Origin of the sequence: Kitasatospora sp. NBC_01246 (genome assembly GCF_036226505.1) — a bacterium.
Taxonomy (GTDB): Bacteria; Actinomycetota; Actinomycetes; order Streptomycetales; family Streptomycetaceae; genus Kitasatospora.
Genome location: NZ_CP108484.1, coordinates 3,102,899 through 3,119,770 on the forward strand (window position 1 = coordinate 3,102,899; position 16,872 = coordinate 3,119,770).

Genomic DNA, 16,872 nt, shown 5'->3' on the forward strand with positions numbered 1-16,872 from the left:
AAGCCTAACGACCGGCGGTGTCCCGCCGCGCATCCCGTGGTGCCGGGACGCGGTGGCCGCCGCCCTGCCGGGCCACCCGGAGGGCGAGGGCGGCGAGGGCCTCGGGGGCGCCGGCCTGGCCGCGGATGCCGGGGAAGGCGTTGATGTCGACGATGTCCGGCTCGGCGGGGCCGTCGAGCAGGTCGACGCCGTAGACGTCGAGGCCGAACACCTCGCCGACCCGGCGGGCCAGCCCGGCGCGGTCGGCGGGCAGCTCGCGGGGGCCGAACGCCCCGCCCTCGGCGGGTTCGCCGGCGGGTTCGGCGAGTTCGGAGCGCCGGCGGGCGCAGAACACCTGCCCGTCGACGACCCAGAGCTTCTGGTCCCAGCCGGTGCCGGCGAGGTAGGGCTGGGCCACCACGGGCTCGTCGGGCCACTCCTCGGCGAGGGCGCGCAGCCGGGCGGCGTCGTCGACCAGGGCGACCAGGTCGCCCCGGCGGCTGTGCCGGCTCTTGATCACCAACGGGTAGTCGGGATCGGGCAGTTCGGTGAGGGCGGCGGCGGTGCGGGTGGCGGCGAACGGCAGGCCGGACCGCAGGGCGAGGTCGGCCATGGCCGTGCGGTCCTGGCAGAACGCCGTCGCGGCGGCCGAGTTGACGACGGGGGCGCCTCGCTCCTCCAGGTGGCGGGCGAGCGCCAGGGCCTGCGGGGTGCGGGCCTTGAGCAGGTACACGTCGGCGAGCGGGCCGGGGCCGAGGAGGTCGGCGGGCGGCAGGTCGTCGCGGTTGGCGTCGAGGCTCTCGACCCGGTGGTCGGGGGCCAGCAGCGCGGCGGTGGCGGCGAGCAGCGGGTGACCGGGGTCGGGGGTGAGCAGGCCGATCCTCACAGCGTTCCGCCCACCGCGCCGTTGACGAGGTCGGCGCGTCCGAGGCCGTCGAACGGGCCCGCGCCGCCCACGGCCACGGCCGCGCCCTGGACGGGCAGCCGGACCGGCTCGGCGATCGGCCCGGACGGCTCCTGCGCGAGCGCGGGCGCCGGGGCGGAGACGGCCGTGCCGGTGCGGGCCAGCCGCAGCACGGCGCGGGAGACGCGGGCGACCGCGTCCGGCACCTGGCGGAAGCTGGGGAAGTCGTTGATGTCGACGACCACCGGTCCGTCCGGGCCGAGCAGCACGTCGACGCCGTAGAGGTCGAGGCCGAACACCTCCCCGACCTGTGCGGCGATCCGGGCGACGTCGCCGCCGAGCGGCACCTGCCGCTCGCGCACCCCCTGGCCGGGGTGGAGCGGGGAGCAGCGCTCGGTCGCGTAGAGCTCGCCGTCGACGCAGTACACCTTGAGGTCGGTACCGGAGTTGGGCACGTACGGCTGGGCGATCAACAGGCCCTCGCCGGCCAGCTCGGGTCCGAGCTCGACCAGGTGGTCGGGGGTGGGGACGAGCCGCACGGCCCGACCGGAGCTGCCGTCGGCGGGCTTGACCACCAGCGGGTACTCGGCGGCCGGGATCTCGGCCAGCCACTCCCAGCGGGCGGCGGCGTAGGTCACCGGAACCGGCAGGCCCCGGGTGCGCGCGATCACGGCGGCGAGCGCCTTGTCCCGGACGCCGCGGATGGAACGGACGTCGTTCACGGTGGTGAGGCCGACGGCGGCGGCCGCCTCCAGGAGGGTCAGGCCGGGTCCGCCGGAGACGGTCTTGAGCACCCAGGCGTCATGGCTGCCGGCCCGCACCGCCTCGGAGATCGCCATCAGCGAGTTCCCGGGCCGCAGCACGTCCACCCGGTGGCCCCAGGCGGTGAGTTGACGCACCACGTCGAGCGGCATGCCGTCGTGCCGGTAGTGCTCCTCGACCAGAAAGCAGAGCCTCATGAGCCTGTCATCCCCCTCGCCTCTCCCCGTGCCGACGCCCGCCGTCCGGTCCGGCGGAGCTGTAAAGGCCCCAGGATGCCACGCGGCCCGCACACAAGATCGCCCGGCCTGTAAGCATTCGGCAACAATCGGTCCGATATGCCCGGCCCCCGGAGTGGGCGGCAGCGGCCCGGGAAACCCGGCCGTCCGCACCCGGACCGGCCGTCCGCGCGCCGACCCCGCGCACGGCGGGCCGACCGCAAATCGCTGGCAGGAACCCGACCGGCCTGCTTGGATGCACCGCGTGACTTCTGCCGCCGCTCTTGATCCCGCCCTCCGCCCCCTCCTCGACGAGATCGAGCGCTACTACGACGCCGTACCGCGCAGCGCAGCCCGCGTCGAGGACTTCGGGCCGCTGAGCCTGTTCGTCCGCGAGGGCGAGGGCTGGCCGTACTACGCCCGCCCGGCGCTCGGCCACACCGGCCCGGCGGTCACCGCCGAGGACGTCCTGCGCGTGCTGGCCCGCCAGCGCGAGCTGGGCGCGCCGCAGGCCTTCGAGTGGGTGGCCGAGCACGATCCGCGGCTGCGCGCGGCGGTCGAGGAGGCCGGGCTGACGGTGCACGAGCACCCGCTGCTGGTGCTGGGCCCGGACCAGGAGCCCACCCTGCCGGAGACCGCGCCGCCCGCGGGAGTGTCGGTGCGGGTGCTGGCCGCCGAGGACCCGGACCTCGCGAGCGCGGTGGCCGTCCCACACCTCGCGTTCGGCGAGCCGGGCACCGCCACCGGCCTGGCCGGCCCCGACGAACTGGCGGCAGCCGCACAGCAGTTGGCCTCCGACGGCACGGTCGCGCGGATCGCCGAGCGGATCGCCGCCGGCCGTACCGTGCTCGCCGCGGCCGTCCAGGACGGTACGGCGCTCTGCGCCGGCCAGCACAACCCGGTCGGCCCGGTCACCGAGGTGGCCGGCGTCGGCACCCTGCCGACGGCCCGCCGCCGCGGCCTCGGCCTGGCGGTGACGGCGGCGCTGGTCGCGCACGCGCGGGCGAACGGCGTGCGGACGGTCTTCCTGTCCGCCGCCGACGAGGACGTCGCGCGGATCTACTGCCGGGCGGGTTTCCGCCCGTTCGCGACGGCCCTGATCGCCGAGCCCGCCACGACCGAACCCACCACGACCGAGCCCGCCGCGAGCGAACCCGCCACGGCGTAGCCGACGGCGAGCGAGGGGCCCGCCGGCACCGGCGGGCCCACCCGGCCGAGCCCCGACCCACCGGCGCCCCGGCCGGGCCGGCGCCAGACCCAGGCGCCCGCGCCTACTCCGGCCCCGGCCGGGCCGGCGCCAGACCCAGGCGCCCGCGCCTACTCCTCGTCCTCGTTGTCCTCGCCGCTGACGTCCTCGCCCTCGGCCTCGTCCACCACCCAGGCGGCCAGCCGCTCGGCGACGCCGGACACCCCGAGCCGCCCCTCCCGGATGGCCCGGGCAAGGCTGCGCACCTCGCGGGCGGTGGTCGCCACGGTGCACCCGCTGGCCACCAGGTAGGCATAGGCGACGGCGGTGGCGAACAGTTCGTTGGTCTTCTCCAGGGCCGGCACCCGGATGAGCTGGTGCATCAGGGCGGCGGCGCGGTCCTGCGGTTCGGGGTAGACGGCGATGTCGAAGATCTCGGCCTGGTGGCGGGTGACCGCCGCGAGCAGCGATCCGTAGTCGGTGACCTGCGGGTCACCGGGTGTGTACTGTTCGGCTGTCATGAGCAGCCATGAGAGGTCGACCTCCAGGTTCAACGGCGCACGTCCTGGAGGTCTCCGTGCTCGCCGAACTCGGCGAGGAAGGCCGTCTCGTACTCCTTCATGAACTGCGCGGCGGCGTCGACGAACGCCCGCCCGGCCTCGCCCATGTCCTGCTGGACCAGGCGCTCGATGTACTGGTTCATGCTGATCCCCTGCTGCTCCGCCCGCTCCCGGGCCATCTCCGCGGTGGTGGCGTCCACCCGGACGTTCAGCTGTTTCTTACCCATGAAATTCATGCTAGCGCTGAAGTGCTAGCACAACAAGGGCGCACACGCCCGGGCCGCGCGCCCCGGCGGCGCCCGCCGCCCGCCTGCCGGCGGACCGACCCGACGGCACGTACGCCAGGAAAACGCCACCCCGGGCGACGCGGCGGGCGGGACTTGAAGAGTTCTTCACCTTCGTAGACTCTGAACTGCCCCGCGCATTCCCCGGAGCGGCACCGACCTTTTGGAGGCCGGCAATGACAGCGATGTTCGACCAGGAGCTGCGCGAGCAGCTCGCCCGGGCCCGCGAGGAACTCGCGGCAGCCCGGACCGACCAGGACGCCGACGGCGTCCAGGCCTACGAGGGCCGGATCGCCGGACTGCTGCGGCTCGCCGCCCAGCACGGGATCACCCTTCCGCACACCGCCGACGAGGCCCAGGGCTAGGGGGTCTGCGCAACGTCGCGGACCCGGCGGGACTCTGCGCACACCCCCCCAGGACGGCGACGGCGGTCCCCGGAGGCTCCGGGGACCGCCGTCGTCATCTCCGCGCCAGGGCGCCCGGCCCGGACCGCCCGGCCGCGGGCAGTCCACCGGGCACGTCCGGCGGCAGCGCGGCCAGGAAGTCCGCCACCGCCTGCTCCAGCCGGGGAGCGGCCTCCGACGCCAGCCGCGGCGGCCCGCCGTCCCGCGGCTCGACCGCCGCGTCGAGGACGAACGCGCCGCGGACGACGTACCGCGCGCCGAGCGCCGTCAGCACCGGCCGCAGCGCGTAGTCGGGGGCCAGCGCGTGGGCGAGGCTCCCGCCGGTCATCACCGGCAGCACCGTCTTGCCCGCCAGCCCGGAGCGGGGCAGTGCGTCCAGGAAGGCCTTCAACAGACCGCTGTAGGCCGCGTTGTAGACGGGCGACGCCACCACGAGCCCGTCCGCGGCGGCCACCGCGGCCAGGGCGTCGCGCAGCACGGCGCTGTCGGCCCGCCCGGCGAGCAGCTCGGCCGCCGGCAGGTCGCGGACCCGGACGTGCCCGGTCCGGAAGCCGGCCTCGGCCAGGAGCTGGACGAGGTGGGCCGTCAGCGCGGCGGTGCGCGAGCCGGCCGAGGGGCTGGCGGATATCGCGAGCAGGGAGGTCATCGGAAGGCTCCTTCGAGGGTCACGGCGGCGGCGGGGCACGGCGGCGGGCAGCCCGGCCGCGGAGCGGGCCCCACCGGGCACCCGTCCGGGCACCCGTCCGGGGCCCTCGCCGAGCACCGTCCGGGACGCGATCCGAGCCGCCACCGGGGGCGCCTTTCGAGCCGCCGCCCGGGCCGCCGCTCAGGCCGTGGGCAGCTCGACGGACTGGCCGTGCCGGAAGACGTCGAGCGGGTCCCACGCCGCCTTGATCCGCTGCAGGCGCGGGTAGTTCCCCTTGTAGTAGAGGTCGTGCCAGGGCACCCCCGAGGTGTTGAGGCCCGGGTCGTTGAGGTCGATGTCGGGGTAGTTCACGTAGCAGCCGTCGGTGACCCCGTTCGGCACCGGCACCCCGCCGGTCTCGGCGTAGACCGCGCGGTAGCAGTCGCGGGCCCAGCCGATGTTGCGGTCGTCGTCGGCCGGGTCGTTCCAGAACACCTGCCAGAGCATCTTGAAGGCCGCGTCCCGGTGCGGCGCCGCGGTCGCCGCCGGGTGGACCGCGTTGATCCGGCCGCCGTAGGAGGTCAGCTGCACGCTGATGTTCGGGTTGGTCACATCCTCGCGGGTGAGGTGCGCGTGGAGCGCGTCGAGCTGGCCCTCGGGGAAGCCGGCGCGCATGAAGGAGGACTTGTACTCGGCGCGCAGCGTCGGGTCGTTGAGCACCCCGTTGGTGGTGCCGAGCATCCGGACCGCCTGGAGCCAGGGCAGCCGGCGCGGGGCGGCGAACTGGGGCATCGCGGGCAGTTCGCCCATGTGCCGGGTCAGCGCGCCGCGCTCCACGGTGACGCCCTCGCCGATCCGCTCCAGGTAGCCGGCGAGCAGCCGCTCGGCGCCCCGCGCCGAGGCGTCCACCAGGACGAGCATGCCGATCTGGCCGGCGCTGCGGTGGTTGAGGACCAGCTGGCTGATCAGCGCCCGCGCCGGGTCGTCGGGCCCCAGGTGGGCCACGTGCCAGTCGGCGTAGTTGCGGACCAGGCGGACGAACTCGTCCCGGCTCAGCTCGTCCCACGGCCAGCTGACGGCGCTGACCAGGAGCTCCTCGGGCGGCTTCGGCAGCAGGGCGCGCGGGTCCCGCCCGGTGGCGCCCGGCGAACGGAACCAGTAGCGGGTGACGACGCCGAAGTTGCCGCCTCCGCCGCCCGTGTGGGCCCACCAGAGGTCGTGGTTCGGGTCGTCCGGGTCGCGGGTGCCGATCACCGCGCGGGCCCGGCCGGCCGCGTCGACCACGACCACCTCGACCGCGTACAGGTGGTCGACGACCAGGCCGTGCAGCCGGCAGAGCGGACCCCACGCGCCGCCGCTGACGTGGCCGCCCATGGCGACGGAGTAGCAGAACCCGGCGGGGACCACGACGCCCCACTCCGGGTAGAGGGTCTGGTAGGTGCGCAGGTTGGTGGCGCCCGACTCGACGGCTATCGCGTTGAGCCGGGGGTCGTAGCCCACCGCGTGCATGCCGGACATGTCCAGGATGATCCGGACCTCCGGGTTGTGGACGAAGTCCTCGTAGCAGTGCCCGCTGGAGCGCACGGCGAGCCGCTTGCCCCGGTCGACCGCCTCCTGGACGACGGCGACGACCTCCTCGGTGGTGCTCACCAGCCGGACCGAGTCGGGGGCCGCGACGTAGCGCTGGTTGAGGCCGCTGACCAGGTCCTCGTACTGGCGGTCGGCCTTGGTCACGGTGATCCCGCCGCGGCCCCGCAGGGGGTCCGCCGCCGTCCCGCCGTCGGCCGCCCCGCCGCCGACGGCCCCGCCGTCCGCCGCACCCCCGTCGCGCGGAGCGTTCCCGTGGTCCGAAGCACCCCCGTGGTCCAGAGCACTCCCGTTGTCCGAAGCCCCCGTGGTGGCCGTGCCGGCCACGTCTTCGATCATCTCTGTCACACCTTCTCTTCACGCGAATCCCGGGCTAACCGCCCGTCTGCGACGAACTGCCGAATTCCTGTGATCCCCCGTACGGCATTCGCGTATCGGCCGGGCCCTCCCGGCCGATACGCGGGACAGGATCGCGTCGTGAAATCCCCCGTGGTGTGCGTTGTTTCCGTCAGCTGTCGCGCAGCGGCGGAATCACCTCACGGGCGACTCTTTCGAATTCCTCCCGATGGGCCTCCCCCGGCCAGTCCAGGACGAAATCCGCGACACCGGCCCCGGTGAAGCGCTCGAAGATCTCCTCGTAGCCGTGCCGCCCCCTTCTCGGGTCCCAGGGCCCGAAGATCGTGTACCCGCGCCGGACGGCCGCGGGGTCGCGGCCGGCCTCGCCGGCGAGCCGGTCCAGCCGGCGGTTCTGCTCGGCGGTGATGCCGAGCACCTCCTGGGCGCTCGCGCCCGGCGGGCCGTGGGTGTTCCAGGCGTCGGCGCACGCGGCGGCCACCCGGATCAGCGTCGGCGACTGACCGCCGACGATCAGCGGCAGCCGCGGCGACTGCAGCGAACCGGGTACGGTCACCACGTCCTTGACCCACAGCTGGGCCCCCTGGTGGCTGAACATCCCGCCGCGCAGCACCCCGTCGACGATCGCCAGGTAGTCCGCGAAGCGCTCGGCGCGCTCCTTGGGCGACCACGGGACCTGCCCCACGCTGTGGTGGTCCCAAGGGAACAGCCCGGCCCCGATGCCCAGGTCGAACCGGCCGCCGGAGAGGTGGTCGAGGGCGATCGCCTGCTTGGCCAGCTGGGCCGGCGGGCGCAGGATCTGGTTGGCCACCATGGTGCCGATCCGGATCCGCCGGGTGGTCACGGCCGCCATGGCCAGCACCGACCAGCTGTCGAACCAGAGGCCGCTCGGATTGCGCAGGTCCGCGCTGTGATCGGGTACGAACACCTGGTCGAAACCGAGTTCCTCCAGCCACCCCAGCCGCTGCGCGAGCACCGGAAAGGGCTGGTCCGGATAGAGCATGACGCCGAATCGGTGGGCGGGCGATCGGGAATGGTCCAATTGTTCGGTCGTGCGTGTTCCGGTCATGTCGGGCACTCTCCTTCCGGTGTCGGAGCCTACTGAGCCGCGGTCACCCGTAACGGGTCACCCGGGGAATTCCCGCTCATCGGAGGAATTCCGGTACCGGCCGCGGATCCGGCACCGGCCGCCAGCCGTCCTCCGGGTGGTCGTAGGACCAGCGCGGCCCGCGCCGGACCAGTTCGCCCAGCGCCGCCACCAGCCGGTCGACGTGCTCGGCGGTGGTGCCCAGGCCGATGCTGGCGCGCAGCGCGCGGTCGCCCTGGTGCCCGGGTGCGTCGCTCAGCAGGGCGTGGACCGCCTGGTGGGCGCAGAACGCGCCGTCCCGGACGCCGATCCCGTGCTCCGCGGAGAGCGCCGTGGCGACCAGCCGCTGGTCGGCGGGCGCGTCGCCGCAGCGGGCGACGCTGAAGGAGACCACGCCGAGCCGCGGGTGTCCGCCCGGCCACAGGTCCAGCAGGCGGACTCCGGGGACGGCCGCCAGCCCGCCGCGGAGCCGGGCGGTCAGGGCCTGCTCGTGCGCGGCGACGGCGTCCCAGCCGGTGGCCGTCAGCGTCCGGCAGGCGACCGCCATCGCGTGGGTGCCCACCACGTTCGGCGAGCCGCCCTCGTGCCGGTGCGGCAGCCCGGTCCAGCGGATGTTCTCCCGGCCGTCCTCCTCGGCGACCCGGGCGGTGGCCCCGCCGCCCGCCAGGTAGGGGTCGGCGTTGTCCAGCCAGTCGGCGGAGCCCACCAGGGCGCCGGCGCCGAACGGCGCGTACAGCTTGTGCCCGGAGAGCGCGGCCCAGTCCACGCCCCAGCCGGCGAGGTCCAGCGGCCGGTGCCCGGCCAGTTGGGCGGCGTCCAGGACGGTGCGCGCGCCGTGGGTGGCGGCCACCTCCGCCAGCTCGGCGACCGGCCACAGCTCCCCGGTCACGTTGGACGCGCCGGTGATCACCACCAGCTTCGGCCCCCTGGGGGCGCCGGCGAGCGCCTTCGCCAGCGCGGTCACGGCGTCCGCCGCGGTGGCCGGCCGGGCCAGCCGGTACACCGGGGAGCCGCGCCAGGCGAGCAGGGCGGCGTGGTGGTCGGTGGAGAACCGGAAGACCGCCGTGCCGGCGGGCAGCGCGCGGCCGAGCAGGTTGAGCGCGTCGGTGGTGTTGCGGGTGAACACCACCTGGGCGTCCGGGGCCGCGCCGACGAAGCGGCGCACCGTCTCCCGGGCCCGCTCGTACGCCCGGGTGGAGACCGCGGAGGCGAACCCGGCGCCCCGGTGCACGCTGCTGTACCAGGGCAGCATGCGGTCCACCGCGTGCTGCACGGCCGCGAGGCTCGGAGTGCTCGCCGCGTAGTCGAGGTTGGCGTACGGCACCCACGAGCCGGTCACCAGCGGCACCTTGAGGTCTCCGCCGACGACCTCCGGTACGCCGCGGGTGGCCCGTTCCGGCCCGGTGGCGGTGGCGGGCATCACCGGGCCGTCCATCCACCGTCCATGACCAGCACCGAGCCGGTGAAGAAGCCCGCCTCGTCGCCGGCCAGGTAGACGACCGCCGAGGCCGCCTCCTGCGCGCTGGCGATCCGGCCGAGCGGGTGCAGGGCGGTGAACATGTCGGCCATCTCCTGGCTGCCGCCCACCGAGGAGCGGTACATCGGCGTGTCCACGGTCGCCAGCGCCAGGGCGTTGACCCGGATGTTCTCCCCGGCGTACTCCAGCGCGGCGGCCTTGGTCAGGCCCACCACGCCGTGCTTCCCGGCCACGTAGGCGCTGATCCCGGCGCCGAACCCGACCACGCCCAGCTGCGAGGCGTTGTTGACGATCACTCCGCCGCCGCGCCGCTGCAGGGCCGGGATCTCGTGCCGCATCGACAGGAAGACGCTGGTGAGCACCCGGCCGAGGTCGTCCGTCCAGGCCTCCGGCTTCTGGTCGGCGACCAGGCCCGGGGTGCCCAGCGTCCCGGCGTTGTTGAAGGCGATGTCCAGACCGCCGTAGTGCCGCTCGGCCGTGCGGACGGCGGCCGCGAGGTCCTCGTCGACCGTGACGTCGGCGGTGACGGCGATCGCGGCGCCGCCGGCGGCGGTGATCTCCCCGGCGACCCGGTCCAGTTCGCTCCGCCGCCGGGCCGCCAGCACCACGCTCGCGCCCTGTGCGGCCAGTGCCTTGGCGGCCGCCTCGCCGATGCCGGAGCTGGCGCCCGTCACCAGGGCGACCTTGCCCGCCAGCCGGTCCCGGGCGGGCGCGCCGAGCGGGGGCTGCGTCGTGTTGCGTTCGTTCATGGCTGGTGGTGGGGGCCGTCCGAGGCCGGCCCCGCTCCCTTCAGGCTCGGAGGATCGGCGTGCGGTGAATCGGGCAGGGGCGTGCGGTGGGTCGGGGAGGAGAGAGGAGAGGGGCGGGGCGGGGGCGGGGGCGGCTCAGTCGCCGGGAGTGCCACGTTCGACCGGCGCGCCGATCAGCGACCCGTACTCGGCCCAGGAGCCGTCGTAGTTGCGGACGTCCGGCCAGCCCAGCAGTTCGCGCAGGACGAACCAGGAGTGCGCGGAGCGGGCCCCTACCCAGCAGTAGGTGATGGTGCCGCGGGCGGGTTCCAGCGCGGCGAACCGCCGGCCGAGCTCCTCGTCGGAGCGGAAGGTGTCGTCCTCGCCGACGACGTCCTGCCAGGGCAGGTGGACCGCGCCCGGGACGTGGCCGGAGCGCTGGGCCACCTCGTGCGGGTTGTGGCCGGTCGCGAAGGCCTCCCCGGCGAAGCCGGGCGCGAAGACCAGTCCGGAGTACTCCTCCGGGCTCCGGACGTCGATGATGTTGCGCTGCCCGATGCCGGCCAGGACGTCGTCCCGGGTCGCCCGGACGGACGGGTCGGGGTCGGTGACCAGGTAACCGGTGGGCGGGCGGCCGGGCGACGCGGTGGTCAGCGGGCGGCCGTCCAGCTCCCACTTGCGGCGGCCGCCGTCGAGCAGCCGCACGGACCGGTGGCCGTAGAGGGTGAGGTACCAGTAGACCTGGGTGGCCAGCAGGTTGGCGTTGGCCGAGTACACCACCACGGTGTCCTCCTCGCCGATGCCCTTGGCCCGCATCAGCCGCTCGAATCCGGCCCGGCCGACGACGCCGAGCCGCAGGTCGTCCTGGAACTCGCTCCAGTTGATCCAGACGGCGCCCGGCAGATGGCCCTTGCGGTACTCGGTGTCCTCGTTGCCGGTCTCGACGAAGACCACTCCGGCGGTGCCGAGCCGGCGCTCGGCCCAGTCGCCGGTGACCAGGACGGAATCACGACCCATGGTTGCCCCTCGTGAAGTGACGGCCGGGTGGCCCCGGCGGGACTCCCGGCCCCCGCACGGGGCCGGGCGAAGCGGACCGGGCGGGGCCGGCCGGCGCACCGGGCGCGGCCCCGCCGGGCGGAGGTGTCAGGCCGGCGAGGTCTCGGCCGTCCGCTCCTCGGCACCGGCCCCGACCGCCTTGCCGCCACCGGTGCGGTCCCGGTGCCAGGCGTAGGCGCTGAGCAGGATGCCGAGGACTGTGACCCCGGCGGCCGCGAGGTAGACCGAGCGCAGGCCCGGGCCGTCGATGACCCGGCCGCCCAGCCAGCCGGCCAGGGCGGCCGCGAGCTGGTAGCCGGAGGCGTTCACCGCGATCGCCAGGGTCGGCGCCGAGCTGGCGGTGGTCAGCACCCTGGTCTGCATGCCGGGGATCACGGAGAAGCCCAGCGCCCCGATCACGAAGACCATCACCGCGGTGAGCACGGTGCCGCCGCTGACCGCCCACATCACCAGCAGGCCCCCGGTGAGCAGGCCCAGCAGGCCGACCTGGGAGGCCATCAGGGAGCGGTCGGAGAGCCAGCCGCCGACGAAGTTGCCGGCCGCCGCGCCCACCCCGTACGCCAGCAGCAGCAGCGGGACGGCCCCGTCGGCGAAGCCGGTGAGGTCGGTGAGCAGCGGCGAGAAGTAGGTGAACACCATCAGCAGGCCCATGTTGGCGACGGCGGTGATGCCGATCGCCAGCTGGACGTTGCGGTTGCGGAACACCCGCAGCTCCGCCACCGCGCTGGTGGTGGAGGCCGCCACGTCCGGCACCAGCGGCAGCACCAGGACCAGGCCGACCAGGCAGACCGCGGCGATCACCGCGAAGGTGGCGCGCCAGCCGAAGTGGTCGCCGATGAAGGTGCCGATGGGCGCGCCGAGCATCATCGAGAGGTTCATCCCGAAGACCAGCTTGGACACGGTCGAGGCCTGCTTGCCCTCCGGGGCCGTGGACGCGGCGATCACGATCGCGTTCGCGAAGAACGTGGCGGTCACCAGCGCGGTGACGACGCGCGCGACGAACAGCACCGCGTACGCGGGTGCCAGCGCCGAGGCGACGTTGCCGACGATCACGATGACGAGCAGGCCGACGATGAGCGGCTTGCGCGGGTACCGGGCGGTCAGCGCGGTGAGCACCGGACCGCCGATGATCATTCCGATGGCGTACGCCGTGACCAGGAGCCCGGCCGCGGGGATCGACACGTCGAGGTCGGAGGCGACGTCCGGCAGGATGCCGGCGATGACGAACTCGCCGGTGGTGATGCCGAACACGCACAGCATCAGGGAAAGGAGCTTCAACGACATGGTGTCTCTTCTGTCGGAACGGGAGCGTTGGCCGGCCGGCCGAGGGGCCGGAGCGGCCGTCAGGGGGCGGGCGGCGGGCCCGCGTAGCGGTACGCGTACGTGGTGCCCAGCGCGATGATGTGGTCGAGGTCGGGGCCGCCCACGTCCTCGGTGGGCAGCGTCAGGGCCCGGGCGTGCGGGATCTCCGCCTTCAGGAACAGGTCGAACTGCGGCCTGCGGTCCGGCTGGGGCGTGGAGTGGATGGTGAGGAAGCGGGCGTTCGGCGAGGTCGTCACGAAGCCGTGCGGAACGGTCCGCGGCACGATCATCGTGCTGCCGGCCTCGGCGACGAGCTCCTGCCCGTCGCAGATCATGCGCAGCGTGCCGTCCAGGACCATGAAGACCTCGTCCTCGTAGTCGTGGATGTGCAGCGGCGTGTTGTAGCCGCGGTTGCCGGTGTGCTGCACGACGGTGAAGGCGTTGCCCGTCGCCTCGCCGGGCACCCGTATCTGGGCCAGGCCGCCGAGCAGCCACACCGCGGTCTGTTCGGACTCGGGGATCAGCCGGCCCTTCTCGTCCCGGGCCATGTCGGGGAAGGTCATCGCGCTCCTTCGGTGGTCGTGGTGCCGCTCGCGGCGGCGGCCGGTGCGGTCCGTTCGCAGTCGGCGAGGAAGGCGCTCACGCCGTCCGGGGTGGACAGCGCCCGCCACATCGCGACCGGGTCGTTGAAGTTGCCGACGAAGGCGTCGGCGACCCGCCGGTCGACCGCGGCCCGCCCGAACAGCGCGCCGACGTGCGGCGGGGGCCCGGCGAGGAAGGCGTTGCTCCACTCCACGACGTGGCGCGCGTGCTCCCACAGGCGCGCGGACGCGTCGCGGCAGAACTCCTCGTCGTAGCGCCCCCGGTGCCGGGTGATCAGCTCGGCCAGCGCGAAGGCGGTGTGCGAGCCGAGGTTGGCGCCCTGGGCGGTGAGCGGGTCGTTGGTGATCCAGGCGTCGCCGACCGCCAGCGCGCAGGTGCCGTCGTCGAGCCGGGCCCAGCCCCGGCGGACCACCGGGGTGATGGCGCCCCGGGCGAGCTCGCCCGGCGCGGTCAGCGCGAAGCCGGCGGTGTCGATCCGCTCGCGCAGACCCGGGGCGTGCGCGGCGACCAGGTCCAGCACGTGCCGGTGGAAGCCCGCCGGGTCGGCGTCGGCGTCGAGGTGGCCGGCGGACTCCAGCGGGCCTCCGGGGACGGCCTCGAAGGCGAGGACGTCGGCCCGGCCGGCCGGGGAGTAGAAGGGCAGTCGCAGGATCTCGCCGGCGCCGGGCAGGAAGTGGATGTCGAGCGAGTGCGGCACCTCCTCGTCGATCCCGAAGTAGATCCCGGCGCAGATCACCCGCTGCGGCGTGCTGTACGGCGAGCGGGCCGGGTCGGCCGGGAAGAGCCGGCGCACCGACCGGTTGCCGTTGGCGACGACCAGCAGGTCGTGGTGCCGGGCGAGTTCCTCGACCGGGTGGTCGCCGGTCACCAGTTCGCCACCGCGGTCGACGAAGGCGCTGAGCAGCCGGGGCAGGTAGATCCGGAAGTCGACCACGCTGGACGGCGGCCGCAGGGCGGCCAGGAACTCCAGCGGCCGCGGCTCGCCGGTGTGCATGGTGACCGCCCAATGCCGCACCTGCGCGTCGGCGAACTCCCATTCGTGGACGCCGAGTTCCCGCTCCCGTTGCTGGGTCGGCCCGAACCGGGCGGGGAAGTTGCGCGGCGGTCCGCCCTTGAGCCCCTCGATGCCGTGCTCCGAGTACACCGTCGCCGGGACGCCGGACTGCTGGAGGCGCAGCGCCAGTTGCAGGCCGGAGATGCCGGACCCGACGATGCCCACGCCGGTCATGAGGACACCGCCGCGGTGGCCGGGCCGGAGCCGGAGCCGGGACCGCCACCCGGGCCGGCGTCGGAGCGCAGCCGGGCGGCGAGCCAGCCGATCGACTCGATCGTGTAGCCGGCCGCCTCCGGCGAGGCCAGCGCCGAGGCGGGGATCAGCATGGGGTGGCGCATACCGGCGTCGAGCAGTTCGCCGATCCGCTTGAGCACCGTCTCCCGGCTGCCGGCGATGACCTGGTCGGCCACCACCTCGTCGGGCACCACCGCGAGCGCCCGCTCCACCTCGGCGCGGGTGAGCAGGTGCGGCAGCAGTTCGACCAGGCCGCGGTAGTCCTCGCCGAAGGGGTGGGCGGCGCCGTGCCGCCGCCAGGCCCGGGCGCCCGCGTGCAGCGCGAGGAAGCGGATCGGGGTGGCCCGCAGCAGTTCCTGCGCGGCGGCGTCGGTCTCCGCCACCACGATCGGGACGCCGCCCGCGGCGACGATGGTGTCGGGGTCGCGGTCGGCGTCGACGGCGGCGGCGCGCACCGTGTCGAGCCGCCGGGCGTACTCGTCGGGGGCCATCAGCTCGGACGGGAGCCAGCCGTCGGCGTAGCGGCCGGCCAGGGTGAGCATCCGCGGGCGGTTGGCGCCGAGCCAGATCCGGGGCGTGCGGCCCTCGGGGGCGGGGGTGATGAGCGCCCGGTCGAGGGTGAAGTGGTGGCCGCGGAAGTCGTGCGGGCCCTCCCCGGAGAAGAGCAGGCGCAGCACGCGCAGCGCCTCCTCGACCCGGTCCACCTGGTGGTCGTGCGGCACGCCGTACGGCACGAGGTTCTCCAGCGCTCCCGCGCCGATGCCGAGGACGGGTGCCCGGTCGGTGAGCTGGGCGAGGGTCAGCGCGGTCTGCGCGAGCACCGCGGGGTGGCGCCGGTGCGGGTCGGTCACGCCGATGGCGAGCCGGACCGGGCCGGCCTGCGGGGCGAAGTTGCCCAGCACGGTCGCGAAGTCCAGGCAGCGGTCCGGGGTCGGCAGGCCCGCCGCGACGTGGCTGAAGTCGGTGTCCCAGGCCTGCCGGGGGAAGACGTTCATCAGGTGGTCGAAGACCAGGAAGGTGTCCAGCCCGGCCTGCCGGGCGAGGTGCAGCAGCCCCCGTCCGTCCTCGACCCGCCCGACCGCGTCCCAGACCAGGCCGACCTCGACACTCATGCTGCGCTCCTCACGGTCTGGGCCCGGGCGATGAACGCGTCGGTGCCTTCGGGGCTGGCGAGGCCGCGCCACATGGCGGCCGGCCGGTCGAGGTGGGCGACGAAGGCGTCGGCCACCCGCTGGTCGGCCGCGGCGGCGCCGAGCAGGGTGCCCAGGTGCGCCGGCGGCGGGCCGATGAAGAGGTTGGTGAAGTCGACGACGGGTTGGGCGCGCTGCCACATCCGCTCGGAGGCGGCGCGGCAGAACGCCTCGTCGTAGCGGCCGGTGTGGTCGCGCAGCACGTCGGCGAGGAGGAAGGCGAGCTCGGAGCCGAGGTTGGCGCCCTGGGCGGTGAGCGGGTCGTTGGCGATCCAGGCGTCGCCGACCGCCAGCGCGTACCGGCCGCCGGCCAGGGCGGCCCAGCCCCGGCGGACCACCGGGACGACGGCGCCCTGGAGCAGGTCCACCGGCCGGGCCAGCGCGAAGTCCTGCTCGTCCACGCGCTCCCGCAGGGCGGGCGCGTGGGCGGTGACCAGGGCGAGGACCTCCTTGGCGAACCCGTCCGGGTCGCCGCGGTGGTCCCGGCCGGTCAGCTCCGCGAACGGGCCGTCCGGAACGGCCTCGACGAGCACGGCCGTCACCTGCCCGGCGAAGGAGTGGTAGGTGGGGGCGTGGATCTCCCCGGCCCCCGGGACCATGTGCATCGTCATACCGGCCGGCTCCGGCGGACGGACCCCGTGGAACAGGCCGCCGGCCAGCCGGCGCGGCGCCGAGCGGTAGGGCGAGCGGGCCTCGTCCCGGGGGAAGACGTCGGTGAGCGCGCCCCGGCCGGCCGCCACGACCACCAGCTCGTGGCGTTCGGCCAGCCGGTCCAGTCCGGCCCGGTCGGCCACCCTGAGGTGGACCGGGTCCCCGCCGCGCCGCTGGAACTCCTCCAGCAGCGCGGCGAGGTACATCCGGAAGTCGACCGAGCTGGCCGGCTTCGGCAGCCGGCCGCGGAACGAGAACCCGTCCGGGCCTTCCAGGTGGAGGTGCATCCACGCGTTGTCGTACGCCGGCGACGACCATTCGGTGACGCCGAGCGCGGATTCCCGTTCCCGGGTGGAGTCGAATCGAGTGACGAAGTTCAGCGGCGGACCGCTGCGGATGTCGTCGGGCCCCTGGGCCGTGTACAGGGTGGCGTCGATGCCGAACTGCCTTAGCCTCAACGCCAGATGAAGACCGGAGATCCCGGTTCCCACAATGCCGATACTCATGTTCTCGCTCCACCTGTGCCGGAAGTGCCGGCCTCCCGGCGTTGACGGGTGATGACGGGTGACGGGTGATGGCGGGTGACGGGTGACGAAAGCCGTCGGCGGGTTCGGCCCCGCGGGCGGGAGC

17 protein-coding genes are annotated in these 16,872 nt (G+C 74.7%); 2 read left to right on the forward strand and 15 right to left on the reverse strand.

All coding sequences use genetic code 11. The features are described 5' to 3' along the window. Positions 1-4: 4 nt before the first annotated feature. Both OG618_RS13555 and OG618_RS13560 read right to left on the reverse strand, forming a co-directional pair. Entirely contained in the window at positions 5-865 is an 861-nt protein-coding gene (locus OG618_RS13555; protein ID WP_329487663.1) for an ATP-grasp domain-containing protein, read from the reverse strand. Further along, entirely contained in the window at positions 862-1,842 is a 981-nt protein-coding gene (locus OG618_RS13560) for an ATP-grasp domain-containing protein (protein WP_329487664.1), read from the reverse strand. The genes OG618_RS13555 and OG618_RS13560 overlap by 4 nt, the downstream gene beginning before the upstream one ends. A gap of 283 nt (positions 1,843-2,125) precedes the next feature. Here OG618_RS13560 and OG618_RS13565 point away from each other — a divergent pair, with 283 nt between their 5' ends. Further along, positions 2,126-3,028, forward strand: a complete 903-nt coding sequence (locus OG618_RS13565) for a GNAT family N-acetyltransferase (protein ID WP_329487665.1) — start codon at positions 2,126-2,128, stop codon at positions 3,026-3,028. Positions 3,029-3,177: 149 nt separating this feature from the next. Here the strand turns inward: OG618_RS13565 and OG618_RS13570 are convergent, their stop codons facing one another. After that, positions 3,178-3,567 (reverse strand): fic family toxin-antitoxin system, toxin component, encoded by a 390-nt coding sequence (locus OG618_RS13570; protein WP_329487666.1) that lies wholly within the window; start codon positions 3,565-3,567, stop codon positions 3,178-3,180. 29 nt (positions 3,568-3,596) lie between these two features. Then, positions 3,597-3,833: a toxin-antitoxin system HicB family antitoxin gene (locus OG618_RS13575; protein ID WP_329487667.1), complete on the reverse strand. Its 237-nt coding sequence runs from the start codon at positions 3,831-3,833 to the stop codon at positions 3,597-3,599. A gap of 233 nt (positions 3,834-4,066) precedes the next feature. On the opposite strand from OG618_RS13575, the gene OG618_RS13580 reads away from it, so the two are divergent. Next, positions 4,067-4,255: a hypothetical protein gene (locus OG618_RS13580; protein ID WP_329487668.1), complete on the forward strand. Its 189-nt coding sequence runs from the start codon at positions 4,067-4,069 to the stop codon at positions 4,253-4,255. Positions 4,256-4,349: 94 nt separating this feature from the next. Here the strand turns inward: OG618_RS13580 and ssuE are convergent, their stop codons facing one another. The 11 genes from ssuE to OG618_RS13635 form a co-directional block, all read right to left on the reverse strand. Continuing rightward, positions 4,350-4,940 (reverse strand): NADPH-dependent FMN reductase, encoded by a 591-nt coding sequence (gene ssuE / locus OG618_RS13585; RefSeq protein ID WP_329487669.1) that lies wholly within the window; start codon positions 4,938-4,940, stop codon positions 4,350-4,352. A gap of 180 nt (positions 4,941-5,120) precedes the next feature. Then, positions 5,121-6,845, reverse strand: coding sequence for an FAD-binding oxidoreductase (locus OG618_RS13590; protein WP_329487670.1), 1,725 nt, complete (start codon positions 6,843-6,845; stop codon positions 5,121-5,123). 169 nt (positions 6,846-7,014) lie between these two features. After that, positions 7,015-7,863, reverse strand: a complete 849-nt coding sequence (locus tag OG618_RS13595; RefSeq protein WP_329487671.1) for an LLM class flavin-dependent oxidoreductase — start codon at positions 7,861-7,863, stop codon at positions 7,015-7,017. A gap of 142 nt (positions 7,864-8,005) precedes the next feature. After that, complete coding sequence (locus OG618_RS13600) at positions 8,006-9,367, reverse strand: aminotransferase class V-fold PLP-dependent enzyme (protein ID WP_442906941.1); 1,362 nt, start codon at positions 9,365-9,367, stop codon at positions 8,006-8,008. Beyond that, the gene (locus OG618_RS13605; RefSeq protein WP_329487673.1) at positions 9,367-10,173 is read right to left on the reverse strand and encodes an SDR family NAD(P)-dependent oxidoreductase; all 807 of its coding nucleotides are present in this window, start codon (positions 10,171-10,173) and stop codon (positions 9,367-9,369) included. The genes OG618_RS13600 and OG618_RS13605 overlap by 1 nt, the downstream gene beginning before the upstream one ends. A 135-nt stretch (positions 10,174-10,308) precedes the next feature. Continuing rightward, positions 10,309-11,169, reverse strand: a complete 861-nt coding sequence (locus OG618_RS13610) for a sulfurtransferase (RefSeq protein ID WP_329487674.1) — start codon at positions 11,167-11,169, stop codon at positions 10,309-10,311. A gap of 126 nt (positions 11,170-11,295) precedes the next feature. Next, the gene (locus OG618_RS13615; protein ID WP_329487675.1) at positions 11,296-12,492 is read right to left on the reverse strand and encodes an MFS transporter; all 1,197 of its coding nucleotides are present in this window, start codon (positions 12,490-12,492) and stop codon (positions 11,296-11,298) included. Between the two features lie 59 nt (positions 12,493-12,551). Further along, positions 12,552-13,073 (reverse strand): cupin domain-containing protein, encoded by a 522-nt coding sequence (locus tag OG618_RS13620; RefSeq protein ID WP_329487676.1) that lies wholly within the window; start codon positions 13,071-13,073, stop codon positions 12,552-12,554. Continuing rightward, complete coding sequence (locus tag OG618_RS13625) at positions 13,070-14,341, reverse strand: styrene monooxygenase/indole monooxygenase family protein (RefSeq protein ID WP_329487677.1); 1,272 nt, start codon at positions 14,339-14,341, stop codon at positions 13,070-13,072. The genes OG618_RS13620 and OG618_RS13625 overlap by 4 nt, the downstream gene beginning before the upstream one ends. Then, positions 14,338-15,513, reverse strand: a complete 1,176-nt coding sequence (locus OG618_RS13630) for an LLM class flavin-dependent oxidoreductase (protein ID WP_329487678.1) — start codon at positions 15,511-15,513, stop codon at positions 14,338-14,340. The genes OG618_RS13625 and OG618_RS13630 overlap by 4 nt, the downstream gene beginning before the upstream one ends. After that, positions 15,510-16,748 (reverse strand): styrene monooxygenase/indole monooxygenase family protein, encoded by a 1,239-nt coding sequence (locus OG618_RS13635; protein WP_329487679.1) that lies wholly within the window; start codon positions 16,746-16,748, stop codon positions 15,510-15,512. The genes OG618_RS13630 and OG618_RS13635 overlap by 4 nt, the downstream gene beginning before the upstream one ends. Positions 16,749-16,872: the final 124 nt, after the last annotated feature.